The sequence below is a fragment of the Flavobacterium sp. ASW18X genome (genome assembly GCF_005144745.1).
In the GTDB taxonomy this organism is placed as follows: Bacteria; Bacteroidota; Bacteroidia; order Flavobacteriales; family Flavobacteriaceae; genus Croceivirga.
The window spans coordinates 67,007-93,252 of record NZ_SWKK01000004.1 but is presented as its reverse complement, the minus strand read 5'-3'; the positions used below and the strand labels follow the sequence as shown (position 1 = coordinate 93,252).

Annotated in this window: 24 protein-coding genes and 1 other RNA gene; 16 read left to right on the top strand and 9 right to left on the bottom strand. The window is 34.9% G+C overall.

Features of this window, described 5'->3' with window-relative positions; genetic code table 11:
* Positions 1-129 precede the first annotated feature (129 nt).
* Positions 130-2,556 (top strand): phenylalanine--tRNA ligase subunit beta, encoded by a 2,427-nt coding sequence (gene pheT / locus FBT53_RS03180; RefSeq protein ID WP_136949726.1) that lies wholly within the window; start codon positions 130-132, stop codon positions 2,554-2,556.
* Between the two features lie 75 nt (positions 2,557-2,631).
* Here the strand turns inward: pheT and FBT53_RS03175 are convergent, their stop codons facing one another.
* Positions 2,632-3,198 carry a fasciclin domain-containing protein gene (locus FBT53_RS03175; protein WP_240729751.1) on the bottom strand — a complete coding sequence of 189 codons (567 nt, stop codon included), beginning with the start codon at positions 3,196-3,198 and terminating at the stop codon, positions 2,632-2,634.
* 210 nt (positions 3,199-3,408) lie between these two features.
* On the opposite strand from FBT53_RS03175, the gene FBT53_RS03170 reads away from it, so the two are divergent.
* Positions 3,409-4,083, top strand: coding sequence for a hypothetical protein (locus FBT53_RS03170; protein ID WP_136949725.1), 675 nt, complete (start codon positions 3,409-3,411; stop codon positions 4,081-4,083).
* A 5-nt stretch (positions 4,084-4,088) separates the two neighbouring features.
* Here FBT53_RS03170 and FBT53_RS03165 read toward each other — a convergent pair whose 3' ends face one another.
* Positions 4,089-5,717 carry an ABC-F family ATP-binding cassette domain-containing protein gene (locus FBT53_RS03165; protein WP_136949724.1) on the bottom strand — a complete coding sequence of 543 codons (1,629 nt, stop codon included), beginning with the start codon at positions 5,715-5,717 and terminating at the stop codon, positions 4,089-4,091.
* A 163-nt stretch (positions 5,718-5,880) separates the two neighbouring features.
* Between FBT53_RS03165 and FBT53_RS03160 the strand changes: the two genes are divergently transcribed.
* Positions 5,881-7,290: a transaldolase gene (locus tag FBT53_RS03160; RefSeq protein ID WP_136949723.1), complete on the top strand. Its 1,410-nt coding sequence runs from the start codon at positions 5,881-5,883 to the stop codon at positions 7,288-7,290.
* A gap of 76 nt (positions 7,291-7,366) precedes the next feature.
* Here FBT53_RS03160 and fsa read toward each other — a convergent pair whose 3' ends face one another.
* The 3 genes from fsa to ffs form a co-directional block, all read right to left on the bottom strand.
* The gene (fsa, locus tag FBT53_RS03155; protein WP_136949722.1) at positions 7,367-8,023 is read right to left on the bottom strand and encodes a fructose-6-phosphate aldolase; all 657 of its coding nucleotides are present in this window, start codon (positions 8,021-8,023) and stop codon (positions 7,367-7,369) included.
* Between the two features lie 30 nt (positions 8,024-8,053).
* A complete protein-coding gene (locus FBT53_RS03150) occupies positions 8,054-8,863 on the bottom strand; it encodes an SDR family oxidoreductase (protein WP_136949721.1) in 810 nt (269 codons plus the stop codon).
* Positions 8,864-8,913: 50 nt separating this feature from the next.
* Positions 8,914-9,012: signal recognition particle sRNA small type (ffs, locus tag FBT53_RS03145), an RNA gene on the bottom strand.
* Between the two features lie 80 nt (positions 9,013-9,092).
* Between ffs and FBT53_RS03140 the strand changes: the two genes are divergently transcribed.
* From FBT53_RS03140 to FBT53_RS03105, 8 genes are all read left to right on the top strand, one after another.
* Positions 9,093-10,130, top strand: a complete 1,038-nt coding sequence (locus FBT53_RS03140; protein WP_136949720.1) for a glutaminyl-peptide cyclotransferase — start codon at positions 9,093-9,095, stop codon at positions 10,128-10,130.
* 2 nt (positions 10,131-10,132) lie between these two features.
* Positions 10,133-10,522 carry a thioesterase family protein gene (locus tag FBT53_RS03135; RefSeq protein ID WP_136949719.1) on the top strand — a complete coding sequence of 130 codons (390 nt, stop codon included), beginning with the start codon at positions 10,133-10,135 and terminating at the stop codon, positions 10,520-10,522.
* Between the two features lies 1 nt (position 10,523).
* On the top strand, positions 10,524-12,020 hold the full coding sequence (locus FBT53_RS03130; RefSeq protein ID WP_136949718.1) for a hypothetical protein: 1,497 nt from the start codon (positions 10,524-10,526) through the stop codon (positions 12,018-12,020).
* A gap of 103 nt (positions 12,021-12,123) precedes the next feature.
* Positions 12,124-12,855, top strand: a complete 732-nt coding sequence (locus tag FBT53_RS03125; RefSeq protein WP_136949717.1) for a LytTR family DNA-binding domain-containing protein — start codon at positions 12,124-12,126, stop codon at positions 12,853-12,855.
* 141 nt (positions 12,856-12,996) lie between these two features.
* Positions 12,997-13,260: a hypothetical protein gene (locus tag FBT53_RS03120; protein WP_136949716.1), complete on the top strand. Its 264-nt coding sequence runs from the start codon at positions 12,997-12,999 to the stop codon at positions 13,258-13,260.
* A gap of 136 nt (positions 13,261-13,396) precedes the next feature.
* Positions 13,397-15,469: a sensor histidine kinase gene (locus tag FBT53_RS03115; protein WP_136949715.1), complete on the top strand. Its 2,073-nt coding sequence runs from the start codon at positions 13,397-13,399 to the stop codon at positions 15,467-15,469.
* Between the two features lie 60 nt (positions 15,470-15,529).
* The gene (locus FBT53_RS03110) at positions 15,530-16,198 is read left to right on the top strand and encodes a response regulator transcription factor (RefSeq protein ID WP_136949714.1); all 669 of its coding nucleotides are present in this window, start codon (positions 15,530-15,532) and stop codon (positions 16,196-16,198) included.
* 185 nt (positions 16,199-16,383) lie between these two features.
* Complete coding sequence (locus tag FBT53_RS03105; RefSeq protein WP_136949713.1) at positions 16,384-17,034, top strand: hypothetical protein; 651 nt, start codon at positions 16,384-16,386, stop codon at positions 17,032-17,034.
* Between the two features lie 28 nt (positions 17,035-17,062).
* Here the strand turns inward: FBT53_RS03105 and glyA are convergent, their stop codons facing one another.
* Positions 17,063-18,337: a serine hydroxymethyltransferase gene (glyA, locus tag FBT53_RS03100; RefSeq protein ID WP_136949712.1), complete on the bottom strand. Its 1,275-nt coding sequence runs from the start codon at positions 18,335-18,337 to the stop codon at positions 17,063-17,065.
* Positions 18,338-18,580: 243 nt separating this feature from the next.
* On the opposite strand from glyA, the gene FBT53_RS03095 reads away from it, so the two are divergent.
* The gene (locus tag FBT53_RS03095) at positions 18,581-19,765 is read left to right on the top strand and encodes a hypothetical protein (protein ID WP_136949711.1); all 1,185 of its coding nucleotides are present in this window, start codon (positions 18,581-18,583) and stop codon (positions 19,763-19,765) included.
* 35 nt (positions 19,766-19,800) lie between these two features.
* Here FBT53_RS03095 and ytxJ read toward each other — a convergent pair whose 3' ends face one another.
* On the bottom strand, positions 19,801-20,187 hold the full coding sequence (gene ytxJ, locus FBT53_RS03090) for a bacillithiol system redox-active protein YtxJ (protein ID WP_136949710.1): 387 nt from the start codon (positions 20,185-20,187) through the stop codon (positions 19,801-19,803).
* A 133-nt stretch (positions 20,188-20,320) separates the two neighbouring features.
* Here ytxJ and clpB point away from each other — a divergent pair, with 133 nt between their 5' ends.
* The 3 genes from clpB to FBT53_RS03075 all read left to right on the top strand — a co-directional run bounded on the left by clpB (position 20,321) and on the right by FBT53_RS03075 (position 24,285).
* On the top strand, positions 20,321-22,921 hold the full coding sequence (gene clpB / locus FBT53_RS03085; RefSeq protein WP_136949709.1) for an ATP-dependent chaperone ClpB: 2,601 nt from the start codon (positions 20,321-20,323) through the stop codon (positions 22,919-22,921).
* Positions 22,922-23,018: 97 nt separating this feature from the next.
* The gene (locus tag FBT53_RS03080; RefSeq protein WP_136949708.1) at positions 23,019-23,615 is read left to right on the top strand and encodes a TetR/AcrR family transcriptional regulator; all 597 of its coding nucleotides are present in this window, start codon (positions 23,019-23,021) and stop codon (positions 23,613-23,615) included.
* Positions 23,616-23,706: 91 nt separating this feature from the next.
* Positions 23,707-24,285 carry a histidine phosphatase family protein gene (locus FBT53_RS03075; RefSeq protein WP_136949707.1) on the top strand — a complete coding sequence of 193 codons (579 nt, stop codon included), beginning with the start codon at positions 23,707-23,709 and terminating at the stop codon, positions 24,283-24,285.
* A gap of 2 nt (positions 24,286-24,287) precedes the next feature.
* Here the strand turns inward: FBT53_RS03075 and FBT53_RS03070 are convergent, their stop codons facing one another.
* Entirely contained in the window at positions 24,288-25,022 is a 735-nt protein-coding gene (locus tag FBT53_RS03070; protein ID WP_136949706.1) for a DUF6503 family protein, read from the bottom strand.
* Positions 25,023-25,101: 79 nt separating this feature from the next.
* Here FBT53_RS03070 and smpB point away from each other — a divergent pair, with 79 nt between their 5' ends.
* On the top strand, positions 25,102-25,560 hold the full coding sequence (smpB, locus tag FBT53_RS03065) for an SsrA-binding protein SmpB (RefSeq protein WP_136949705.1): 459 nt from the start codon (positions 25,102-25,104) through the stop codon (positions 25,558-25,560).
* Here the strand turns inward: smpB and FBT53_RS03060 are convergent.
* A complete protein-coding gene (locus FBT53_RS03060) occupies positions 25,557-26,198 on the bottom strand; it encodes a protein-L-isoaspartate(D-aspartate) O-methyltransferase (RefSeq protein WP_136949704.1) in 642 nt (213 codons plus the stop codon). The two genes, smpB and FBT53_RS03060, sit on opposite strands and share 4 nt — an antisense overlap.
* Positions 26,199-26,246 lie beyond the last annotated feature (48 nt).

The window sequence follows — 26,246 nt, the reverse complement described above, 5'->3', positions numbered from 1 at the left end:
AAAATTAAATTTTCGTGAAATTTTAAAAAATAAAGGTAATGCTTAGCCCCATTACAAAAAAATGTAAGTACAAATGCCATTGAATGTACCATGGCAATGTTTTATATTTGCGGACTTTAATATAGGTAGATGAAGATTTCTTACAACTGGTTAAAGCAGTTTATACAATTAGATTGGGAAGCCGATAAAACAGGCGAATTATTAACCGATTTGGGATTAGAAGTAGAAGGCATTTCTAAATTTGAGTCTATTAAAGGCAGCTTAGCAGGCGTTGTTATTGGCCATGTACTTACTTGTGAGCAACACCCCAATGCAGACCGCTTAAAAGTAACCACTGTAAATATTGGACAAGAGGAGCCCGTACAGATAGTGTGTGGCGCTCCCAATGTTGCCGCTGGTCAAAAAGTACCTGTTGCTACAATCGGCACTACTTTATATACACCAGAAGGAGAAGCTTGGACCATAAAAAAAGGCAAAATAAGAGGTGAAGAAAGCCATGGTATGATATGCGCTGAGGACGAATTAGGTCTGGGCAAAAGCCATGAAGGTATTATGGTTTTAGATGAAGATTTACTGCCTGGCACAGCCTGTGCCGAAATATTTGAGATTGAAACTGATGAAGTTTTTGAAATAGGTCTTACTCCAAACCGCTCAGATGCAATGAGTCATTTTGGCGTAGCACGAGATCTAAAGGCTGGGCTAGAACAAAAAGAGGTATTTGCAGAATTAATTACGCCATCTACTAGCAATTTTAATGTAGCTGAGCGTTCTATTAAAATAGACGTGGATGTTTTAGATAGTAAACTAGCTCCACGTTATTGCGGTGTTACTATAAAAAATGTATTAGTACAAGAATCGCCTAATTGGTTAAAAAACAGATTAAAATCTATTGGCTTAGCCCCAATCAATAATATTGTAGACATCACCAATTATGTACTACACGAACTTGGACAACCCTTACATGCTTTTGATGCGAGTAAAATTAAAGGGAATAAGATTGAAGTAAAAACTTTAGAAGAAGGCACCAAATTTGTTACTTTAGATGGGGAAGAACGTACCTTGCATGCAGATGATTTAATGATTTGCGATGCGGAAAAACCCTTATGTATTGCTGGAGTTTTTGGAGGGTTACATTCTGGCGTAACAGAACATACTACCACTGTATTTTTAGAAAGTGCTTATTTTGAAACAGTTACCGTTCGTAAAACCGCAAAAAGACATGGGTTAAATACAGATGCCTCTTTTCGTTTTGAACGCGGAATAGATATCAATTTTACCAAATATGCACTTAAGCGTGCTGCTGTTTTAATAAAGGAAATTGCAGGTGGTGAAATTTGCTCAGAGATTGTAGACCTTTATCCGGTAAAGAAAGAAGACCACCAAGTATTCCTAACCTTTGAAAAAATAAATAAACTCATTGGTGAAGAACTAAAAAAAGACACTATCAAATCCATTCTAACAGCTTTAGAAATTAAAGTAAACAATGTTACTGAAGCTGGTTTAGGGTTAACTATACCATCTTACCGGACAGATGTGGAAAGAGAGGTAGATGTTATAGAAGAAATTTTACGAGTATACGGCTACAATAATATTAATATCAGCGAAAAAATAACCGCATCTGTAGCTAGCACTTCTAAATTTGATAACCACCGTCTACAAAATATAATAGGTAACTTATTAGCAGATAAAGGTTTTTATGAAATAATGACCAATAGCTTGGTTCCAGAATCTCAAAAAAACGATGCCAATCTACCAGATGATGAAAAAGCGGTGTATTTACTTAATCCATTAAGTAATGATTTATCCAAATTACGCCAATCACTACTGTTTACTGGATTAGAGAGTATTGCATACAACCAAAATAGAAGACAAAACAATCTAAGATTGTTTGAGTTTGGTAAGACCTATAATAAAACCAGGGACGGATATGCAGAAGCAAATCATTTAGGAGTTTATTTAAGTGGTAATCAAAATGATGGGAATTGGTTAGAAACCGATAGAAAAGGAGATTTCTTTTATCTAAAAGGATTAATTACCAATGTTTTAGAGCGATTAGGCATTAACATCTTAAAAGAAAACCCTACTTCTAACGCCCTATTGAGCGAAGGAATTGATTTAAAAGTTAAGAAAGAAACTGTCGTAAGTTTTGGACTTGTACACAATAGAATACTAAAAGAAGTTGGTATTAAAACTGAAGTTTTTTATGCCGACATTCATTGGGATAGTATCCTACGTTTAGTACAACAACAAAATATTATATATAAAGAAATATCTAAATTTCCTGAGGTTAAACGGGATTTTGCCTTACTGCTAGACCAGTCTATTAGTTTTAAGGATATACATGCAATGGCGTTAGAAACCGAACGGAAACTTTTAAAAGAAGTAAGTCTTTTTGATGTTTATACCGGTAAGAATTTACCAGAAGGCAAAAAGTCTTACGCAGTTAGTTTTACATTATTGGATGAAAACAAAACGCTAACCGATAAACAGATTGATAAAATCATGGCTAAATTAGAAAAGAATTTTGTGGATAAACTAGGAGCTAGTCTTAGATAAATCAAAACAACATCAAACAATAAAAAGCTTTAGGAATCCCTAAAGCTTTTTTTATAATTCATATATAAACTCTTATTATTTAGAAGGACGTATCACTTGGTCTATTTGATGAATGACGCCATTACTCTGGGTAGCATCTGCATTGGTAATTACAGCTTTGTTTCCTAAAGCATCAGTCAGCACAATATCTAACCCAGACATTGTAGCTATAATTTTATTGCCATGTATAGTAGTGAAAGAAGCTTTCCCTCCTCCCCTGCACATTGCCTTTAAAATTTTAGATGCAGAATAATTACCGGCCACCAAATGATAGGTCAGTAATTCTTTTAAATCAGACTTATTTTCTTCTTTAAACAACTCTGATAACTCCATTTTGCTCATTTTGTTGAAGGCTACTTCAGAAGGAGCAAAAAAAGTAAATGGTCCGTTCATATCTAAAACATCCTCTAAATCGGCTGCTTTTAAGGCCGCAAATAAAGTTCTAAAATGTTCGGAATCAGCCGTTTTTTCTGCAATTGTTTTTTTTGCAGAAAAATACATTCCGGCAGGAATAGCACTAAGTCCTTGATTTTGAGCAGATAAAAATAGAGAAAAACAGCACAATAAGGCTACAAAGTAGGTTTTTGTCTGGGGGACATTCATTAGTAAGCTAGGTTTGTTTGGTTTATTTTATGGCCAAATCATCGACCAACTGCAAAATTCTTCGGTAAGTTAACTCTTTAAAACTTATCCACACAATACTAACATGTCGTTTATAGAATTTAACAATTATTTAACTTTTTACAGATTAAACAGTTTTTTTATCGTCTTAATTCATTCAGTAATTTTGATGTAATTGCTAAAAAAAAGAAAATGAATGTACCACGTACCAATTTACAGAACCGATTGCAACAGCGACAGGCTAAAACCATTAAAGAAAAGCAGGTAATAAATGAGGTTAAAGCTATTTTAAAACACCACAAAGTCGCCACAAACAAATTTAATTTTGATGCTTTAGAAACTAACCGAATATATCATATAAATACCATTAAACATATTTGTACAACCTATCGTTTACGCTTTTTGGATTTAAAATATTTTAAGCCAGAGTTACCAGAAGAGGCGCATTCAGAAATCCGAATGTTAGAAAAGAAACATCAAACCAAACTAGAAGGCTTTAAAGTTATGGCGCCCTCAAAATTATTTAAACTAGAAGACAAGGATGATCCTTTGTTATTTGTACCTCTTGGCAATGATTATTACTACTTAATACACCAATGGGGTAATGATTTACACCCCTTGAGAAAAATACTGGTTTGGCCCTTTAAAAGTATTGGCAACTTACTCTTAGTTCTACTAGCTATTAGTTTATTAGCTACAGTTTTATTGCCACAAGGTTTATTCTCCAAAACCAGCTCTACAAGTCAGTTTTGGATAATATTCTTTTTTGTGTTTAAATCTCTTGCCTCAGTAGCCTTGTTTTATGGTTTCGCTTTAGGCAAAAACTTTAATCCTTTTATTTGGAATAGTAAATACTTCAATGCCTAATTTTATTAGGCATTGACTGCATACATTTTTTGTCTTTGCTCTTTAATGGATTTATCAGACATATAATCGTCAAAAGTTAAATAACGATCAATAACTCCATTAGGTGTAATTTCTATAATCCTATTAGCTACAGACTGCACAAAAGCGTGGTCATGGGTAGTCATTAAAACAGTGCCTTTAAAATTTTTGAGAGAGTTATTAAAGGCAGTAATACTTTCTAAATCTAAGTGATTGGTAGGTTCGTCTAACATTAAAACGTTGGCACGCATTAACATCATTCTACTAAGCATACATCGCACTTTTTCTCCTCCAGATAATACATTACTCATTTTTAGAGCCTCTTCTCCACTAAATAGCATTTTTCCTAAGAATCCACGAATATGCACCTCCTCTTTTTCTTCATCGGTTTTAGCATATTGACGCAGCCAATCTACCAAATTCATTGAGCCATCAAAATAAGCCTCGTTATCTGCTGGTAAATAAGACTGCGTAGTAGTTACTCCCCATTGAAATTCTCCTGCATTAGCCGCTTGGTTTCCGTTAACTATTTCGTAAAATGCACTAGTTGCTCTAGAATCTTTAGAAATCAATGCAACCTTATCCCCCTTTGCCAAGTTAATATTGACGTTACTAAAAAGTACTTCACCTTCTTCTGTAACAGCAGAAAGGTTTTCTACGTTTAAAATTTGGTCACCAGCCTCTCGCTCTCGCTCAAAAATAATGGCCGGATATCGTCTACTCGATGGTTTAATGTCTTCTACCTTCAATTTATCCAACATCTTTTTACGAGAAGTAGCTTGTTTACTTTTAGCCACATTAGCGCTAAAACGCTGAATGAATTCTTGTAATTCTTTTGCTTTCTCCTCTGCTTTCTTATTTTGCTGAGCACGTTGTCTTGCAGCCAGTTGACTACTCTCGTACCAGAAGGTATAGTTACCACTAAACAAATTTATCTTGCCAAAATCTATATCTGCAATGTGCGTACAAACCGCATCTAAAAAGTGCCTATCGTGAGAAACTACGATAACCGTATTATCGTAATTTGCTAAAAAGTGTTCTAACCAGTGGATGGTATCGTAATCCAAATCGTTTGTAGGCTCATCCATAATTAACACATCTGGATTCCCAAACAAAGCTTGAGCTAAAAGTACACGAACCTTAAGCTTAGCATCCATATCACCCATAGTAGTGTAATGCAAATCTTCAGCGATACCGAGATTGGACAACAAGGCTGCAGCATCACTATCAGCATTCCATCCATTCATCTCTTCAAACTGCACCTGCAACTCTCCAATCTTATCTGCATTTTCATCGGTGTAATCTGCATAAAGCGCATCTATCTGCTTCTTTATTTCATACAAAGGCTTATTCCCTATAACTACCGCCTCTAATACGGAGAAATCATCATAAGCATTATGATTTTGCTCAAGAATAGACATACGTTTACCAGGCTCTAAATGTACATGCCCAGAAGTAGGGTCTATTTTTTTTGATAGTACTTTTAGAAAGGTAGATTTACCAGCACCATTGGCACCAATAATACCATAACAGTTCCCTTGTAAAAAGGCAACATTAACCTCGTCAAAAAGTACTCGTTTACCAAATTGTACAGATAAATTAGATACTGATAGCATGTATTTCTATTTAATTTTTTGCAAAAATAGCCAAATTTAAACGGGCTTTACAAGCAAACAACAAAGTATTAAATCTAATAATTTTGCCGTTTAACAACATTTAACTGCTCCTTAACAACATGGAATACCCTCTAAATGTTAGATTTGCTTAGACTAAGTTTGTATGAATAGACTACTACCACTACTATTTTTATGGGGACTCGTTGCGTGCAAGAAAGATAAAACCGATAAGGATTTGGTTTTTTTTGCTGGCGAGATTGTCAATCCAAGTAGCCAACACGTTGTATTATACAAGAATAATGAGGTGGTAGATTCCGCCGCTTTAGACCCCAACAATAGATTTGCTTTTAAATTAAAGAATATAGACGAAGGTTTATATCACTTTAATCACGCTCCACAGTACCAATATGTTTATCTAGAAAAAGGCGACAGCGTCTTAATTAGATTGAACGCTACACCTTCTTATTTTGATGAGTCTTTGGTGTTTTCTGGAAGTAATGAAGAGGTGAACAACTTTATGATTGAGATGTTTCTTACCTATGAAGATGAAGACCCACTAGTTCGCAGTTTTTATAGTTTACCTCCTGCAGATTTTAGCAAAAAAATTGATTCTTTAAAAGAAATGAAGTTAGTGGAGTTAAAAACATTAACTGGCAACAATGCTAATTTAACAGATAAAGCCATGGCAATAGCAAAAGCAGCCGTGCTATATAATAGCTATTTGTATAAAGAGAAATATCCTTTTTATCATAAAAAATACACGGGTGAAAATACACTTCATAACTTAAGTGATGATTTTTATGATTACCGAAAAACTTTAGACCTTAATAATGAGGAGTTATCCTATTTTAGACCTTATTATGATTTTCTAAAATTTCATTTTGGAAACCTTTCTTATATGGCTTGTCATAAAGAATGTGCCACGGAAGAAGGTGCCGAAACGACTACCTTAACACGCCTGCACCACAATAAACATAAACTATCCATCATCGATAGTATTGTAGTTGAGGAAAAATTGCGCAACAATCTTTTTAGAAATATTGCAATGGATTACCTCTTAAAGGAACACGAAGCGAGTGAATCTTGTCGTGATTTCATAAGAGAATTTGAAGAGCTCTGTACCAATCCTGCCTACGTTACAGAAATAAACGATTTATATGGCAACATAAAATCTTTACAAGCAGAAAACACATTGCCAGAATTAACGGTGCAATGTGTACAAGGCATCCCCAAAACACTTTCAGAATTAGCAAAAGACCGCAAAACAGTTTTTTATTTTTGGACAGCAGACCGCAAAAGACATTTTAGAAATGCTACCAATAGGATAAATAAGTTAGAGCAAGAATATCCAGACATTCAATTTATAGGCATCAACCTTAAAACAGGTAATGATGAATGGCAAAAATTGATGGCAGAAAAAAATATGAATACTAAAAATCAATACTGGGCATCTGATTTTGAAATGGCTCAAAAAAAATTGATAGTAGATAATTTAAACAAATGCATTTTGGCAAAAGACGCTAAAGTGGTCAATGGTTTTTCTAACATTTATCAACCAGTTGCCATAGAATAAACATTCTTTATAGTATTTAAAACAAAAATGCCCTTGGAAATCCAAGGGCATTTTTTATTTACAACGCTAAAATTAATTAGCTATTTCCTTTTTTGTAATCCGCCAAAAACTTTTCTAAACCAATATCTGTTAATGGATGTTTTAACAAACCAGTAATAGCAGATAAAGGTCCTGTCATTACATCTGCGCCTATTTTAGCACAATCTATAACATGCATGGTATGCCTAACAGATGCTGCTAAAATTTCTGTATCAAAACCATAGTTGTCATAAATGTGTCTAATTTCCGCTATTAAGTTAAGGCCATCTGTAGATATATCATCTAAACGACCTATAAATGGAGACACATATGTAGCTCCGGCCTTAGCTGCTAATAAAGCCTGACCAGCAGAAAAAACTAAAGTTACATTTGTTTTTATCCCCTTATCAGAAAAATACTTACAAGCTTTTACTCCATCTGCAATCATTGGTAATTTTACTACAATTTGCGGATTCAAGGCTGCCAAAGCTTCACCCTCCTTTACCATGCCATCAAAATCTGTAGCTATAACCTCTGCAGATACATGACCTTCTGTAATTGCGCAGATGTCTTTATAATGTTGTAAAATATTTTCTTGTCCTGTAATACCCTCTTTTGCCATTAAAGATGGATTAGTGGTAACACCATCCAAAACGCCTAATTGCTGTGCTTCTTTAATCTGCTCTAAATTAGCGGTATCTATAAAAAATTTCATTTTTCAATGCTTTTTAAGTTCTATGTAAAACTACAATTTATAATGCTTTAAAAGTAATTTTTCAAAGGCTTTATCTGGCAATAATCGCTTTAATACTTGCGAAATTTTTTGCGTAAATTCTCCTACCCTATAGTGTACCTTTGGATTGGTGGTATCTATTATTTTATAAACGGCTTTAGCTACCAGTAAAGGGTCTCCGCCATGGTCTACGTGCTCATTCATCAATGCCAAGGAATCGCCATAGGTTTTTTCATAAGTAGAACCTTTAATCACAGGAGCGTGGTATCTTCCGTTTGCAATGTTAGTTGCAAAATCTCCTGGTGCCAAAGTGGTAATTTTGATACCCGATGCCTTTGTTTCCATACGTATAGCCTCAGTTACCAGTTCTAACGCGCCTTTACTAGCAGAATACACACCTCTAAAAGGCAATCCCATATAACCAGCTATAGAAGTAATATTGATAATTAGACCACTTTGTTGGTTTCGCATAACAGGTAAAACGGCCTGCATTAACCGTATTGGCCCGTTAAAATTGGTGTCAAAAGCTTTATTAATTTCATCAATGGGCGTTTCCTCTATTGGTCCTGTAATCCCGACTCCCGCATTGTTAATTAAAATATCTATTTTACCAGACTGCGTGACGATGTGATTGATTGCAGTACTAATAGTTTCCTCTTTGGTCACATCTAGTTCAACCAACTCAAACTCCCTAAAATCTACATATTTTCCTAAACTTCTTGTAGTGCCGTAAACTTTAAAACCTTTTTGGGTAAGAAATTGTCCGGTTGCTTTGCCAATTCCAGAAGAACCTCCGGTAATTAGTACAATTTTTTGTTCCATGTAAAAACGCTTAATTATTAGGTGAAAAGTACCTAACTTTTGGGTACAAAAAAAGGCAAGCTACCTACATCGCACCGCTACGACCGCATACCCTTGCTGCGTTCCCACCCTGGGGGATTCTGCAGGAGCTGGTCGTGTAGGACTTGCCGGGTGCAAATATACAATCTTTTAAATTTGCCACAATCGTTTGTTAACAGTAATTTGCTTTAGATTTTATAAACTATAGATTGTGAGAATTTTATCTTTTATTTTAAGCTTATTTTTTTTGGTTGTGGCAAGTTGTAGTAGCTCTTCTAAAGCTACGGACTTGTTTGGTATTCAGCTAGAAGGCAACCAAAAGACGTTTACAAAAGGAGCACAAGTAGGCATAGCCTTGAACAATAAAAAAGACACTGAAGTAACCAGCATTTCGTATTCCCTAGATGGCGAATCCCTCCCTGTTACTAATGGAAAAGTGGTTTTTAACCCAAAAAAGTTAGGTTCTAAAGTGTTAAAGGCTACAGTTTCTTATGGTGATAAGACAGCAGAAATCACAAAAGACATCAAAATTTTAGCCGAGGATGCACCTGATATTTACACCTATGAAGTTATTAACACATTTCCGCATGATATTAAAGCCTTTACACAAGGGTTAGAGTTTTATGATGGTGTACTTTATGAAAGCACTGGAATAAAAGGAGAATCGTCCTTACGTAAAGTAAATTTCGAAACAGGAGAAATTTTACAAGAAGTTGCCCTAGACGATACACTATTTGGAGAAGGCATTACCATTCTTAACAATAAGGTATACCTACTTACATGGCAGTCTGGACTTGGCTTTGTTTATGATGCTACAAGCCTTGAAAAAACTGGTTCTTTCACCTATGGTAACAGTAAAGAAGGTTGGGGACTCTGTAATGACGGAACTTCAATTTACAAAAGCGATGGTACCGAAAAAATATGGAAGCTAAACCCAGACAGTTTAACCGAAAAGGAATACATACAAACTGTAACCAATCGCTCTGTATTCAATAAAACTAATGAATTAGAATATGTAGATGGAAAAATTTACGCCAATGTATGGCAAAAGCCTAGCATGATGATTATTGATGCCAATAGTGGTGCCATAGAAGGAGTAATCAATTTTAGTGGTCTAAAAAACAGAGTAAAACAACATAGCAAGTTAGATGTATTAAATGGCGTAGCTTACCATCCTGAGAGAGGCACATTCTTTGTTACGGGCAAACGCTGGAATAAGTTATTTGAAGTAAAAATTAAGAAAAAATAGCAATGAAAAGCTATAAAAAGACCATTACAGTTAAGGAAACCGACCTAGACGATTTAGACCATGTTAATAATATAAGGTACATAGAATGGATTCAAGATATTTCTAAAGAACATTGGCAAAAAACCGTCCCTACAGAAGAATTGGAACTCTACATCTGGGTGGTACGCCACCATGATATTACCTACCATGCTTCTGCATTACTACAAGACACCTTAGAACTTACAACTCACATAAAAAGCTGGCGAGGACCATTGTCAATTAGACAAGTAGAAATTAAAAATAAAGTAACGGGTAAAACTCTAATAACAGCAGAAACAGAATGGTGCTTATTGCAACCAGAAAATGCTAGACCAAAAAGGGTTCCGGAACATATTGCAAATATGTTTGTTTAGTATGAAAAAGGCTTGGTTTTTAAGTATCATAGGTTTAGTTCTTCTCTTTTCTTGGTCCTGCAGAGAAGATTTTGATTATGAACCAAGCGTTGGACAGCTTTCCTTTTCTAAAGACACTGTTTTTTTAGATACTGTTTTTAAAGGTATCAGTAGTAGCACCTATAGCCTTACAGTATATAATACAAGTAGTACAGATATACGCATACCCACAGTAACGCTTAAAAATGGTGAGCAAAGTCAATACAGATTAAATGTAAATGGGAATGCAGGAAATTCTTTTACAGATGTTCCACTTTTAGCCAAAGATAGCCTTTTTATATTTATAGAGACTACTGTAACTAACGTCAACGAAAACGAGTTTTTGTATACAGACGTGTTACAATTAGGCCAAGAAGATAATTACCAAGAAGTTCCACTTATCACTCTTGTTAAACAAGCAAATTTCATTTATGCAGATGGTACATCACGTAAGAAAACCATTCAAATTGGCCAAGATATAGATGGCAACCCAATCCAGGTAGACGGTTTTGTTTTAAAAGATGACCAATTAGAATTAGTAAACACGCAACCCTATGTGGTTTATGGGTATGCTATTGTTCCAGAAAATAAACAACTTAACGTTGCTGCAGGTAGTCGTGTGCATTTTCATTCAAATTCGGGCATATACATTAGCTCCAATTCTCAATTAAATGTAAATGGAGTTTTAAGCGAAGACATAAACCAGTTAGAAAATGAAGTTATTTTTGAGGGTGACCGCCTAGAACCAGAATTTGCTCATGTAGCAGGCCAATGGGGTGGTATTATCTTTGAGGCAAATAGCATTAACAATTCCCTACATCATTTAACCATTAAAAACGCTCAAATAGGCATACAGATTAAAGGCGCTCCTAATGATGACGCTCCCAACATACAATTGAATAATTGCCAAATACACAACTCTAGTATAGTTAATATGATGAGCCAAGGCGGAAGTTTTACCGCTGTGAATTCAGTTTTTGGTAGTGCCGGCAACAATTCGGTTTTATTGCAGAAAGGAGGATCTTATTCATTTACGCATTGCACGCTTGCTAATTATTGGAATGAAGGATTTAGAACCCAGCCAGCATTTTTTATTCATGCTACGGAAAACGGAGGCAGCTATCCACTTTCCTTAGTAATGGAAAATAGTATAATTGATGGAAGTACTTTTTCTGAAATAGCCTTGAGTATAGATATAAGTACCATACAAGAATTACGTTTTAACCATACCAGTTTAAAAACGACAACTTTAGACTTAACCCCAGATATCTCTATAGAAGCATCTGAATATTTTATAAATCCAATCCTCAATCCTGCCCTAACCTACCTTAACCCCAACAAATTATTGTTCTGGCCACAGTCAGGTTCTGAAACCTTGGATATCGGTGACCCAAATATTTCGGCAGATTTCCCAAAAGACATCCACGGGGTTGATAGAATGACTTCTCCAGATTTGGGAGCAAAAGAACTACTACCATAGAAAAAACTTAATTATTTGTAGGAAAACCCTACTATTTTTAAGGTAAAACTGTAATACAAACTAGATATTTGTGCCTACCTTGCTGTAAATAAGCTACTTGACCATGAGGTATGGCTACGTCATAATGGACTCTGCTACCTCAACAGCTGTACAATTGCAACTGTTGCTGCACGAGTATGCAGATTTTCAACATTTTGGGACTGGAGACAACTTTGAAGAAACACTAGATTTAGTACTAAAAACCAATCCGGAAATTTTAATTCTAAATCTTGATTATCAAACAGATTCTTGTTTTAATCTATGTACTGAATTACTTAAATACATGGATAAAACCCCTATAATTATTGGGGCTTCTAAAACAGAGCAACATGCCTTCCAAGCATTAAAAAACGGTTTTTACGATTATTGGCTTTTACCATATACTGCTTTTGAGGTTAGAAAAACAGTCTACAAACTAAGAAAACAGCATCCTGTAGAAAAAGTGGCTCCAACCCTATGCCTAAGTTCCTATAAGGATTTTCATTATTTAGACACAAATGAAATCCTTTATCTAAAAGCAGATAATAACAGTACAGATTTCTACCTTAAAAACGGAAAAGTGGTTAGCGCCTTTAAAACCCTTAAAACCTTTGAAAATAAATTACCCAATAACTTTATACGTATTCACCAGAGCTACATATTAAATACTAACTACGTTTCTAGAATCAATTTTGGAAAAAATACGTGTCTATTAAAAAATAGCGAAGAAAAACTGCCTTTTTCTAGAAGTTACCGCAAAAAGATAGATGATTTAAAAGCTATTCTATCCAAAAACGCAATAAATACCCTTAGTTAACCAAATTCTTTAAAACACCTGTCAAATACTCACAGATAGGTGCAGCCTACTAGGTATCGATTTTAAATAGGAATTTTCTTACCCAGCGCCATTAGTTTTGGAGTGTAATTAAATCAAAAATCCAATCTAAAATCTTTTAACATGAAAAATTTACTTAGTCTTTTTTTATTAGCTCTTTTAACTTTAGGTTTTGTTGCCTGTGATAACGATAGCGTTGCTAATGAAGAAAAAGTTTACATTGATTCCCCAGACGGAGACGATTTGCCAGAAATAGAAACCGATTCTCCAGATGGCGACGATTTACCAGAAATAGAAGACCTTGACTCCCCAGACGGAGACGATTTACCTGAGATTGAGGACTTAGACTCCCCAGATGGTGATGACTTACCAGAAATAGAGGACTAATTCTGTAACAGGCAACTTTCTGAATTTTGGAAGAATGAAGTAAACTCCTGTCAGAATAAGAATACAAAACATTAACTTTGGCCCTAAATAAAATTTATTTAGGGTTTTTTTGTACCTTGTAGGTAAGGCACTTTCCATGAACTATAGCACAAAATTTGTACAAGGAAGCATGTCTCTTTTGCTCCCCCTTTTGTTTCTTATAATTGGTTGCACCAACGATAAAGAAACAAAAACGAACATCAAACCCCAAGACAAGGATAGCATTTACAATATCGTCATTTGGGCAAAAGACAGCACAACACTACCCCTTAAAGAACGGAAAGCATTATTAGAAAAAGCCTACTCGCAAGCTAAAAAAGAAAAAAGCTTAAAAATTAGACTCAAGAACTTAAATCAAATAAGCAGCACCTACCATTCTTTTAATGACACTTCTCGTTTTAAAAAACTACAAGAAGAATATATTACGTTAGCGAACCAAACTAAGGATTATGTAGGCAAAGGAGATGCACATATTAAATTTGGTCAGTATTATTTTAACAAACAGGTAGATAGCGCGTACTATCATTTTAGAGAAGCATATAATGCATACCTGCAAGCCAAATTAAAAACATCAGAAATAGACAAGCCCCTTGTAGCCCTGTATTATATGGGCTCTATTAAGGAACGCAATAAAGATTATGCTGGAGCAGAAAAAGAGGCAACGCAAGTAATCACCTATGCAGAAGAAAATGGATTAAAGGACAAGCTTTTTCCCGGTTACACCTTACTTGGTATAATCCAAAATGGTTTAGATAATTATGACGAAGCAGTAAATTATCATAATCAAGCCAAAAAATATATTAAATACACAGATCCAAAAAGACAAGAATCTTACCAATATATCAATCAAAATAATATAGGGAGTACCTATTTGAGAAGCGAAAATTTTTCCGAAGCTAAAAAAATTTTCAATTCGCTATTAGCAAGCGAGTCTTTAAAAACCATTCGGCCTAAACTTTACGCCAAAGCGCTATCTAGCTATGCATACGCAAGCTACAAAGAGAAATCAGTTTTCAATGATAGTCTTGTTAAAGTTATTAAACAATCCAACCAATTATTAGATAGCATTAATTACACTTATGATTATGCGCGTAACTACTACTTTTTAGCTGATATTTTAGCCAAGAAAGATAAAGCAAAAGCTATAGAATATGCCTATACCTCTAAAAATGTAGCGTTAGAAACTGAAAATAGAGACCGCTTACTAAGTACTTTGCAATTACTAACTCTAATCGATGATAAAAATAGTGCTAAGCATGCCGAAGATTATTTTAATCTTAACCACCGATTGCAACAAGAAGAACGCAGAATTAGAGACAAGTTTGCGCGTATTCAGTTAGAAACAGACCAAATTTTAGATGAAAACCTAACACTATCTAAGAAAAATGAACTGTATACTAAGATTGGTATAGCTACACTTGTTCTGGGCTTTGGCTTATTCATCATCATAATACAACGTATTAACAACCAAAAACTTAGATTTAATCAAAGGCAGCAAGAGAAAAATCAGGAAATATATGACCTGATGCTTTCCCAACAGGGAAAACTAGAAGAAGGTAAAAAAGAGGCCCAACGACGAATATCACAAGAGCTGCATGATGGTATTCTAGGAGAAATGCTAGGCATTAGATTACTGCTCAGCGGTCTTAACCACCGTACTGATGAAGCCTCTATAGCACACCGGGACGAATTAATTCTAAAATTGCAGCAATGCGAAGAAGAAATTAGAACTGTTTCTCATGAGCTAAATGCTGCTAGCCACACTAAACTTGGAAATTTTGTATCTACGATAGAAAATTACATATCACAGGTATCAGAATCTTCCCATATTAATGTATGCTTTAATTATGATATTAACCTTAATTGGGATGTGTTACCTGGAGAATTAAAAATTAATATCTATCGCATTATCCAAGAAAGCCTACAAAACAGCATAAAACATGCTCAAGCGGAGAAAGCAGAAATTACATTTGTTAAAGAAGAAAATCGCTTAGAAGTTTTAATAGAAGATAACGGTTTGGGGTTTGATCCTAATAAGGAAAGAAAAGGTATTGGTTTAAAAAATATTAATTCTAGAATAGCAAAACTGAACGGAAAAGTATTTGTAAAAAGTGCACCTGGTAAAGGAACAAAAATAAAGTTAGATATTCCTACAAACCTAGTATACTAAAAACAAGAAAAGTACTAACTTTAACGTTTTAGTTTTATAGACTCTAGTAAGAAATAGCTTATGAAAACCCTTAGAATACTAGCCATAGATGACCATGAAATGACGATGTTAGGCTATAAATTCATCTTGGAACGTATTGTTTTTGATGATTATACTATAATAGTAGACACTGCTAATAATTTTGATGCTGGTAAAAGTAAAATAGAAGAAAGTGCAAAGGGCCTTCCCTACAATATTATTTTTTTAGATATACAATTGTACCCCCCTAATGAAAACCAACCCTACAACGGTGAGGATTTAGGGATTTTAGCTCGTAATCTAGTGCCAGATAGTAGAATAATTTTTATGTCTAGTTTTAGTGATAACTACCGTATAAATAGTATTCTTAAATCTGTTGATCCTGATGGTTATATGGTTAAAACAGATATTGACCCCAAAACTTTGGAACAAGCGGTTAAAACGGTATTAAATCATCCTCCATATTACTCCCCAAAAGCCTTATCTGCTATCCGTAAAAAGATGGCCAATGATATTAGCTTAGACGAAAACGATAAAAAAATACTTTACCACCTTTCTGTAGGTACAAAAACAAAGGATTTGGAGCAGTTTATAAAGTTGTCTTCGTCTTCTATTGAAAACAGAAAACGACATTTAAAAACCCTATTTGGAACTGAAAAAGAAAACGATTTAGCGCTTATACTGGCTGCTAAAAACAGAGGTTTCATTTAATTTACACTTCAATCCTTATATTTTGCATTTCAGCTTAAAATGTTGCAATTCACTTTAAAACCAATTTATTAACCGAATTTTAACGATAAAAATGTTAAAATTTGCTAATTCCATAGTTTTTTTAGGGTTCAAACCTAGTCAAGAAATTATTTTTCTGAGTACTTTAGGTAAACAATCAAAAAACTATGGCTAAGATGGTTAACAAAAGTATATGCAAACTGTACCGCCAAAAGTATGGTGTTAAAGGACTTAGTAAATTTGCAAAAGTCCTAGAGAAAGATTTTATAGCAAAGGTGGCTTTACGTTTAAGCCCTACACCCAATAACAGATTTAATCTTTCCCTGCATATAGATTGTAATTATGCCCTACATATTGCCCTTTTTCAACTAACTAATTATAACTGGGGTAACTTAAATGCGGTAGAAAACAAAAATATATCTATCCTTAAAAAAGAACTTGAACAGTTAAATAATTTAAATGATGGAAAAATAACTGTGGAAGAACTCATCTTTTCTTTCACGGATACTTCCTTAATAATTAATTGTATTGAGCGTATTTCTATAGAAGACAATCTTAAAGAAATATTAGAAAATTTAAGTTTAAACTACGTTAATATAACCAAGGGCCTAACAGAAATGCCTTTTGAAATATTTACAACTATCTATGAAGATACTATTAATGAAAAGAGCAGTGAAACTACTCTTAAGATAAAACCCTTTATGGACTACCTAGACCATTGGGGACTCTATTTTCCCTCAAATGATGAAATAGAGATTTTTGACGTGCAACGTAAAGTGTTTATGAAAAATACGGATTGTTACCTTTTAGAAGAGTAGTAACAATCCGTATTTAAATTTATTTTAGTTAGGCATTGAATAGTGGTCTAGGACCCATAAATTCGTTTACCTTATCCTTAATAGAAGAAAGCAAGCTTTCATTGCCAGAGTTCTTAACGATTTCATCTATATAACCTACTACCGTCTCCATATCCCCTTCTTTAAGTCCTCTAGTTGTAATTGCTGGAGTTCCAAAACGAATTCCCGAGGTGATAAATGGAGATTGGTCATCAAAAGGAACCATATTTTTATTGGCTGTGATATCTGCTTTACCCAAAACCTCTTCAGCTTCCTTACCCGTAATCCCTTTGTTCCTAAGGTCAATCAACATCATATGGTTATCTGTACCGCCAGAAATTACTTTATAATCTAGCGCTACAAATGCTTTTGCCATAGCTTCTGCATTTTTCTTAACCTGTATCATGTAGTGTAAAAAGTCGTCTGTTAATGCTTCTCCAAAAGCTACAGCCTTCGCTGCAATAATATGTTCCAGAGGCCCTCCTTGGTTTCCAGGGAACACAGCTAAATCTAACAAACCAGACATTTTCCTCAAATTTCCATTCTTCAGTTTAATACCAAAAGGATTTTCAAAATTCTCACCCATCATAATTAAACCACCTCTTGGCCCTCTTAAAGTTTTATGCGTAGTAGTAGTTACAATGTGGCAATGTGGAATAGGGTCATTTAAAATTCCTTTAGCAATTAACCCAGAGGGGTGAGAAATATCAGCTAATAAAATAGCATTAACACTATCTGCAATTTCTCTAAAACGTTTAAAGTCTATATCTCTAGAATAAGCAGAAGCTCCCGCAATTATAAGTTTTGGTTGCTCTTTCTCAGCTATTTCCTGAATCTTATCATAATCCAACATTCCAGTTTCTCTATCTACCCCATAAAAAACAGGGTTATAGAGTTTACCAGAAAAGTTAACGGGAGAACCGTGGGTTAAATGACCACCATGAGAAAGATCAAACCCTAAAATTTTATCTCCCGCCTGCAAACAAGCATGGTATACTGATGCGTTTGCTTGGGAACCGGAATGCGGCTGCACATTAGCATAAACTGCCCCAAACAACTCTTTTGCTCTATCTATTGCCAACTGCTCTACTTGGTCTACAACCTCACAACCGCCGTAGTAACGTTTGCCAGGATAACCTTCCGCATACTTATTGGTTAGTACAGAACCTGCAGCTTCCATTACTTGCGGACTCGTAAAGTTTTCAGAGGCTATCAACTCTATACCTCTTAGCTGTCTTTGTTTTTCCTCTTGAATAAGGTCAAAAATCCTTTCGTCTCTTTGCATTTTACGTATGTTGGATTAAGGCTTCAAAAATACAAATAGCCATTCATAATTAGCAAGCTACGCTACTGTTTTTAAGTCTATTTTATCACCAAAATTAATCAAGTTGTTAACAGCTCCTATTAGGTCTAAGCACTAGCTTTAGACTTAAAATTATACTAGGACTACCGCACAAACGTTCTACCCTATAAACCAATTTTGGCACGTTAGTTGAAAATGTTTTAATCAACCTTAAAATCAAAGACCATGAAAAAACTTTTACTCTTTGTAATATCAATCACCCTAATTGCTTGTAGCGGTGTAAAGAAAACTCAAGAAGCATTAAATAGTGGTCAATACAACTTGGCCATGAACAAGGCTATCAAAAATCTTAGAGATAATAAGACCAAAAAAGGACACCAGAAGTATGTGCTGTTACTGGAGGAGGCCTTTGAAAAACATCAACAACGTGAACTTGATAAAATTAATTTTTGGAGACAAGATGGCAATCCTGTACATCTAGAAAAGATTTACAACAGCTATACTTCGCTCAGAAATCTACAGAATCAGATTAAACCCTTATTGCCATTACCGGTTTACGAGCAAGACAGAAATGCAAAATTCAAATTTAAAGACTTTAACAGTGCTATTGTAAGTACCAAAGAAGACTTATCTAATTACTTGTATAATAATGCTATAACCTTGAGTAAAAACGCTATTAATAAGCAAGAATTTAGAGAGGCTTATGCAGACTTTGATTATTTATTAAAGATTAACCCTGGCTACAAAGATGCTGCTATTAAGATGGAAGAAGCAAGGGTTAAAGGCCAAGATTATATAAGAGTAGCTCTCTATAATGCTACGGAGCAAATTATACCAGAACGTTTAGAAGATGCACTACTAGATTTTAACACCTATGGGATTAATGATTTTTGGACACAATACCATGCCAACCCAATACAAAATTTGCATTATGATTATGAAATGGCTTTAGATTTTACAAACATATTTATTTCACCCGAGCAGGTAACAGAAAAACAGCTGGTAAAAGAAAAAGTGGTTAAAGATGGTTTTGACTATGTTTTGGATAAAAATGGGAACGTAGCTAAAGATAGTTTAGGTAATGATATTAAAGTGGATAAGTTTAAAACAGTTAGATGTGAATTTTATCGTTTTACCCAAACCAAGTCTGCAGAAATTGGTGCTAAAGTTAGTTTTACAGATTTAAAAAGCAATCAGGTTATCAACTCATATCCTTTAAGCAGTGGCTTTGTATTTGACCATGTTTATGCCAATCACCGCGGCGATAAAAGAGCCTTAGAAGAAGACCTTATTCAATTATTAGCGGTTAAGTCTGTTCCATTTCCCAGCAACGAACAAATGGTTTATGATGCAGGTGAAGATTTAAAACAAAGGTTAAAAGAGATTGTTAAAAAACATCGCTTTAACTAAAACAAAAAACACCCCAACTATGTTGGGGTGTTTTATTAGTACTGCTTTAAATCCACGTCTGATATTGCGCCATGAGAAGTATGGAAAACCACTTTGCCGTCTTTTACAATAATTAATTGTGGCGATTGGTGCACTACTTGAAACACTTCTGCAATTTTGTTAGATACATTTCTGTAGGCATGCAAATCTAAAAAGTACATGTCCATTTCTCCTTCTGGAACATCAAAATTAGATGTAAACATATTTAACACCATCCTACTGATACCACAAGTGGTAGAGTGTTTAAAAAGCACTTGTGTCCTTAATTTAGATTGCTCCGTTATAATGTTTAGTTGGTCCTCATTTTCTAATGGAATCCAAGAAATACCACTAGCATTAGATTCATCTGTAGAACCACCAAATATCTTATTAAATAATCCCATACTACAAAGTTACGTTATTCTATTTCACTTTTAAAACCGTCAATTTGTCGCACAAAACTCCATAAACTAACGCCATATTGGCACTGTTTTTAAGTTGGTATTCTATTTGACCATAGAACAGAAAAACAGTAAAATGAATTTCAATAATTATACTATAAAATCACAGGAGGCCATACAACAGTCGCAGCAAATAGCGCAAGAGATGGGGCACCAACAGATAGAAAATGAGCATATTTATAAAGCGATAACGGTAGTAGATGAAAACGTACTCCCTTTTATCCTAAAAAAATTGAATGCAAATATTAACTTGATTAATCAAGTAATAGAAAAAGAACTACAAACATTTGCTAAGGTTAGTGGTGCAGACATTGTCCTTTCTAGAGAGGCTGGCAAAACACTCAATGAGGCTAGCATACAAGCTAAAACCATGGGAGACGAATATGTTTCTGTTGAGCATCTTCTTTTAGCCATCTTTAAATCTAAAAGTAAAATTGCGCAAATACTTAAAGATAACGGAATCACAGAAAAGGATTTAAAGGCAGCCATTAATGAATTACGTAAAGGCGGCAATGTTACTTCTCAAAGTGCAGAAGAGACCTATAATTCACTAGAAAAATTTGCAAAAAACTTAAACAAATTAGCAGATTCAGGAAAATTAGACCCAGTTATTGGGAGAGACGAAGAAATTAGAAGGGTGTTGCAAATCCTTTCTCGTAGAACCAAAAATAATCCAATGTTGGTAGGCGAACCTGGCGTAGGTAAAACAGCTATTGCAGAAGGTTTGGCGCATAGAATTGTACAAGGAGATGTTCCTGAAAATTTAAAAGACAAGGTACTGTATTCCTTAGATATGGGGGCATTAATTGCTGGGGCAAAATATAAAGGCGAGTTTGAAGAACGATTAAAAGCGGTTATCAAAGAAGTTACCTCTTCTGACGGCAATATAGTTCTTTTCATAGATGAGATTCATACTCTTGTAGGTGCCGGTGGAGGGCAAGGTGCCATGGATGCTGCAAATATTTTAAAACCAGCTTTGGCGCGTGGCGAATTAAGAGCGATTGGCGCCACAACTTTAGATGAATATCAAAAGTATTTTGAAAAAGACAAAGCCTTAGAAAGGCGTTTTCAAAAAGTAGTAGTAGATGAGCCAGATACAGAAAGTGCTATTTCTATCTTAAGAGGTATTAAAGAAAAGTATGAAGCACACCATAAGGTACGCATTAAAGACGAAGCCGTGATAGCGGCAGTAGAACTTTCGCAACGCTACATTACCAATCGTTTTTTACCGGATAAGGCCATTGATTTGATGGATGAGGCGGCTTCCAAATTACGAATGGAAATCAATTCTAAACCAGAAGAGTTAGACGTTCTAGACCGTAAAATTATGCAGCTAGAAATAGAGATTGAAGCCATTAAGAGAGAAAACGATGAAAGCAAACTAAAATCTTTAAATCTAGAATTAGCTAATTTAAAAGAAGAACGAAACGAAATATTTGCACAATGGGAAAGTGAAAAATCTGTAGTAGATAATATTCAAAAAACAAAACAGGACATTGAAAACTACAAAGCAGATGCAGAGCGTGCAGAGCGTAATGGTGATTATGGTAAAGTAGCAGAGTTACGTTATGGTAAGATTAAAGAGGCACAAGCAGCTTTAGAAAAATTACAAACCGATTTAGAAGCGCAACAGCAAAATAGCACGCTGATAAAAGAAGAAGTTACCAATGAAGATATTGCAGAGGTGGTAGCCAAGTGGACCGGAATACCGGTTACAAAAATGTTACAGAGCGAAAGAGAAAAACTTTTACAGCTAGAAGCCGTACTTCACAAGCGTGTAGTAGGCCAAGAAGAAGCTATAGAAGCCGTTTCTGATGCCATACGTAGAAGCAGAGCTGGGTTGCAAGATGCGAGAAAACCCATTGGTTCTTTCTTATTTTTAGGAACAACTGGTGTTGGTAAAACCGAATTGGCAAAAACATTGGCTTCTTATCTGTTTGATGATGAAAATGCCATGACCCGGATAGATATGAGTGAATACCAAGAACGCCATTCTGTTAGCAGACTAGTTGGTGCTCCTCCAGGTTATGTTGGGTATGATGAAGGCGGCCAACTTACAGAAGCGGTACGCAGAAGACCTTACTCAGTAGTCTTGTTAGATGAGATAGAAAAAGCGCATCCAGATACTTTTAATATCCTTTTACAGGTGTTAGATGAGGGACGATTAACAGACAACAAAGGGCGTGTAGCCGATTTTAAGAATGCTATCATTATCATGACAAGTAATATGGGAAGCCATATTATTCAAGAAAAGTTTGAAAATTCTAACGATATCTATAGTGCTACAGAAGCTGCCCGGGTAGAGGTATTAGGATTATTAAAAAAATCAATTCGCCCAGAATTCCTGAATAGAATAGACGACATAATTATGTTTACACCGCTGAGCAAAGAAAACATTAAAGCTATTGTTCAATTACAAATAGAACAGTTAAAGCGTTTATTAAATCAGCAAAACATTATATTGGATGCTACAGCAGAAGCTGTAGAATATTTGAGCAACAAAGGGTATGACCCACAATACGGCGCTAGACCGATAAAAAGATTGGTACAAAAGGAAGTATTAAATAGATTGTCTAAGGAATTATTAAAAGAGACTATTAAGGCAGATAGCATTGTCTTATTAGATGCGTTTGATGACGAGTTGGTCTTCAGAAATCAGAATGAGTTGGTAGAATAAAATCCTATAAACTTGCGTGTTAAGACCCCTAAATTAAGGGGTCTTTTTTTATACCTATCAGTATTTATAGTATCTTAGCAATAAAAGCACTTAAATCATGACCACAAAAGCGGAACGTACCACAAAGTACATTATAGAAACGGTTGCACCTATCTTTAGCAAACATGGTTACGTAGGCACAAGTATGAGCCATTTAACCGAAGCTACAGGATTAACAAAGGGTGCTATTTATGGTAATTTTGAAAACAAAGAAGCCTTAGCACTTGCTGCTTTTGAATACAATAAAAATATACTTTTAACCAAATTTGATGAAGTATTAACAGTAGAAGGTTCTGCAATAACAAAATTGAATAACCTTTTGAGCTTTTACAAACAGTATGATGTATTTACGGCTGAACTAGGTGGTTGTCCCATTTTGAATACAGGTGTAGATGCAAAACATAATAATGATTTACTAGCAGCTGCCAATAAAGAAACCATAAAAGAGTTAGAGGGTAAAATAGCCTTGGTTCTAGAAAACGGACTTAATCAGCAAGAAATAAAGCTATCCGTTCCCCCATTACAATTTGCAAAGCAACTGTACACCATGCTACAGGGTGCGGTAGCCATGGCTACTATGGCTAACGACCGCAAATACTTAAGTAATACCGCTACTTATTTAACCTATTTAGTAAATGGCGAATTAAAAAAATAGGAACGGTGGGTTACCTTTATACTCATAAAATAAACCCTAACATTTTGCGTTATGGGAATACTGCTGCCTACAGACCAAATAATACCAGATAATGAACGAGCTACTTTATATAAAACGCAATACAAAATGGCAATTATTAGTACTGTTAATGCTAGGAACTGTATTTATAGCATGTAAAAAAGATTCCAAAACACCCGTTTCTGCAAAAGCTCCTGTTATTACAACGTTTTATTTGATAAGACACGCAGAAAAAGACCGTAGTAATCCAGAGAATAATGACCCTGAACTTACACAAGATGGCTTAGGCAGAGCCATGCTCTGGGCTAATGTTTTTGATACTTTACAACTAGATGCTATCTATTCTACAGACTACAAAAGGACACGTATGACGGCTGCTCCTGCGTCTGTAAAACACAATATAGAGATACAACTCTATAATCCTAATACCATAGATACAAAACAATTACTGAGAGAAAATTTTGGCGGCAATGTTTTAATTGTTGGCCACAGCAATACTACCCCTGCTCTAGCTAATAAGCTTATAGGGAAAGAAAAATATGAGCCTATGAGCGATGATAATAATGGCAATATGTACATTGTAAAATTAGCCGACAGCACAGGGCAAGTTGCGCAAACTAGGGTGGAATATGTACAAGCTTATCAAAACTAACACTATTGTTCCACTCTAATATTCTCCAGTTCAATTTTAGACACTAATTCTAATTCTTTGCCAACAAATGCCTCTGCAATTTTAGAAAATTTTACGTGCTTACGCGGCTTGTAATTTTCATAATCTACAAAGCGTATTTTACCTATATAACGCTCGTTGTAGGCCCTTCTAAAACGTACTCCTCCTCCGTTTACCGTAAACGTATACGCTAAATAATCTACTTTAAAATCTTCTTTACCAATCCAATAGTGATAAACGTCTTCAAAATCGTCTCCACCATTAGTCTGGTCAAAATCTATCTGAATTTTATAGTACTGTTTTCCATTTATAGTTTCTGTTCCTAAAAACTGTTTGTTTACAGCAGCATCATTTAAACCATAAGGTAATTTAGCAAAATAGTGTACTGAATTTACGGAGTTATCATATTTACGCGCTGTAGTATCTGCTAAAAAGGCAATGGAGTCATTTATAGTCCTAGTGAACTTACCATCATACTTCGTATCTAAAATTATGCTATCTCCGCTAACAAACTCTCTTGTTAATTGCATCTTTCCGTTAATATAGTCACTGGAATACATCTTTTCCCTAAATTGAAAAGTAACTTTGTGGGTCTCCCATAAAATACCCCCACTTTCTGCAATTGCTTTATCTACAATTTGCTGTGCATTTATTTTTTCTTCTTGATGACAAGAATAAAATAGTCCAATGCAAAACATTACCGTCAAAATCCTTTTCATGATATCCTTTATTTTATCAGTTAATCGCAAAAACGAATGCAACATTACAAATTAAAGTAGAACCCTTATTTTTGTCTTAATGAATAACATCAACATAAAAAATAAGAGAGCCAAGTTCGATTATGAAATCTTGGATAAATATACCGCGGGGATTGTTTTATCTGGAACAGAGATAAAATCTATAAGGCTGGGGAAAGCGTCTATTTCCCAAAGTTTTTGCGAGTTTAACAAAAAAGGAGAGTTATTTATTATAAACATGCAGGTAGATGAGTACAGTTATGGCGGCCATTATAACCACTTACCTAAAGCTGAACGTAAATTACTACTTAACAAACGAGAACTTAAAAAATTACATAAGGAGGTTGCCACTAGTGGCTTAACCATTGTTCCTCTAAATCTGTTTATTAACGATAGAGGACTTGCTAAAATGAATATTGCCTTGGCAAAAGGTAAAAAACAATACGATAAGCGAGAAACTATAAAGGATAGAGACAGCAAGCGTAATTTAGCTCGAGTTAAAAAGAACTTTAATAACTAATTTTTATCTTCTAACAAGGGTACAAATCTGAAATTTCCGAAGGTAGTTTTCTCAAATTCTTTCTCACTTTTACGCACATAAAGAGTCATGATTTGGTCTTCTATACCAACAGGAATAACCAATCTGCCCCCAACTGCTAATTGTGATAATAGCGCTTTGGGCACTTCTGGTGCTCCAGCAGTTACAATTATACCGTTAAAAGGTGCTTCTTCTGGCAATCCTTTGTAACCATCACCAAAAATATGCTTTTTAGGCCTGTAGCCCATTTTGCCAAAAAACCTACTGGTGGCCTTAAAAAGCTCTAGCTGGCGCTCTATAGTATACACTCTTGCTTTTAATTTTAGCAACACAGAGGTTTGATAACCGCTACCCGTTCCTATCTCTAAAATTTTATCGTTTGGTTTAACCTGCAACAATTGACTTTGAAAAGCAACGGTATAGGGTTGAGAAATAGTTTGCTCAGCACCTATCGGGAAAGCTTTATCTTGGTAAGCGTGAGCTTCAAAACTACTATCTAAAAATAGATGTCTAGGCACCTCTCTTATCGCAGCTAATACTTTCTCATCTTCTATACCCTTAGCGGCCAATAAGTTTGCCAACTTATTGCGCATCCCTTTATGTTTTAACGTATCTCGCATGTTTTGGTTTGGTTCTCAAAATTACTGAACTCTTTAAAAAAATCACAC

Excerpts from the sequence above, each read along its gene's own strand:
- pheT (WP_136949726.1), top strand. The coding sequence starts at position 130 with ATGAAGATTTCTTACAACTGGTTAAAGCAGTTTATACAATTAGATTGG.
- FBT53_RS03175 (WP_240729751.1), bottom strand. The coding sequence starts at position 3,198 with ATGAATGTCCCCCAGACAAAAACCTACTTTGTAGCCTTATTGTGCTGT.
- FBT53_RS03170 (WP_136949725.1), top strand. The coding sequence starts at position 3,409 with ATGAATGTACCACGTACCAATTTACAGAACCGATTGCAACAGCGACAG.
- FBT53_RS03165 (WP_136949724.1), bottom strand. The coding sequence starts at position 5,717 with ATGCTATCAGTATCTAATTTATCTGTACAATTTGGTAAACGAGTACTT.
- FBT53_RS03160 (WP_136949723.1), top strand. The coding sequence starts at position 5,881 with ATGAATAGACTACTACCACTACTATTTTTATGGGGACTCGTTGCGTGC.
- fsa (WP_136949722.1), bottom strand. The coding sequence starts at position 8,023 with ATGAAATTTTTTATAGATACCGCTAATTTAGAGCAGATTAAAGAAGCA.
- FBT53_RS03150 (WP_136949721.1), bottom strand. The coding sequence starts at position 8,863 with ATGGAACAAAAAATTGTACTAATTACCGGAGGTTCTTCTGGAATTGGC.
- FBT53_RS03135 (WP_136949719.1), top strand. The coding sequence starts at position 10,133 with ATGAAAAGCTATAAAAAGACCATTACAGTTAAGGAAACCGACCTAGAC.
- FBT53_RS03130 (WP_136949718.1), top strand. The coding sequence starts at position 10,524 with ATGAAAAAGGCTTGGTTTTTAAGTATCATAGGTTTAGTTCTTCTCTTT.
- FBT53_RS03125 (WP_136949717.1), top strand. The coding sequence starts at position 12,124 with ATGAGGTATGGCTACGTCATAATGGACTCTGCTACCTCAACAGCTGTA.
- FBT53_RS03120 (WP_136949716.1), top strand. The coding sequence starts at position 12,997 with ATGAAAAATTTACTTAGTCTTTTTTTATTAGCTCTTTTAACTTTAGGT.
- FBT53_RS03115 (WP_136949715.1), top strand. The coding sequence starts at position 13,397 with ATGAACTATAGCACAAAATTTGTACAAGGAAGCATGTCTCTTTTGCTC.
- FBT53_RS03110 (WP_136949714.1), top strand. The coding sequence starts at position 15,530 with ATGAAAACCCTTAGAATACTAGCCATAGATGACCATGAAATGACGATG.
- FBT53_RS03105 (WP_136949713.1), top strand. The coding sequence starts at position 16,384 with ATGGCTAAGATGGTTAACAAAAGTATATGCAAACTGTACCGCCAAAAG.
- glyA (WP_136949712.1), bottom strand. The coding sequence starts at position 18,337 with ATGCAAAGAGACGAAAGGATTTTTGACCTTATTCAAGAGGAAAAACAA.
- FBT53_RS03095 (WP_136949711.1), top strand. The coding sequence starts at position 18,581 with ATGAAAAAACTTTTACTCTTTGTAATATCAATCACCCTAATTGCTTGT.
- ytxJ (WP_136949710.1), bottom strand. The coding sequence starts at position 20,187 with ATGGGATTATTTAATAAGATATTTGGTGGTTCTACAGATGAATCTAAT.
- clpB (WP_136949709.1), top strand. The coding sequence starts at position 20,321 with ATGAATTTCAATAATTATACTATAAAATCACAGGAGGCCATACAACAG.
- FBT53_RS03080 (WP_136949708.1), top strand. The coding sequence starts at position 23,019 with ATGACCACAAAAGCGGAACGTACCACAAAGTACATTATAGAAACGGTT.
- FBT53_RS03075 (WP_136949707.1), top strand. The coding sequence starts at position 23,707 with ATGAACGAGCTACTTTATATAAAACGCAATACAAAATGGCAATTATTA.
- FBT53_RS03070 (WP_136949706.1), bottom strand. The coding sequence starts at position 25,022 with ATGAAAAGGATTTTGACGGTAATGTTTTGCATTGGACTATTTTATTCT.
- smpB (WP_136949705.1), top strand. The coding sequence starts at position 25,102 with ATGAATAACATCAACATAAAAAATAAGAGAGCCAAGTTCGATTATGAA.
- FBT53_RS03060 (WP_136949704.1), bottom strand. The coding sequence starts at position 26,198 with ATGCGAGATACGTTAAAACATAAAGGGATGCGCAATAAGTTGGCAAAC.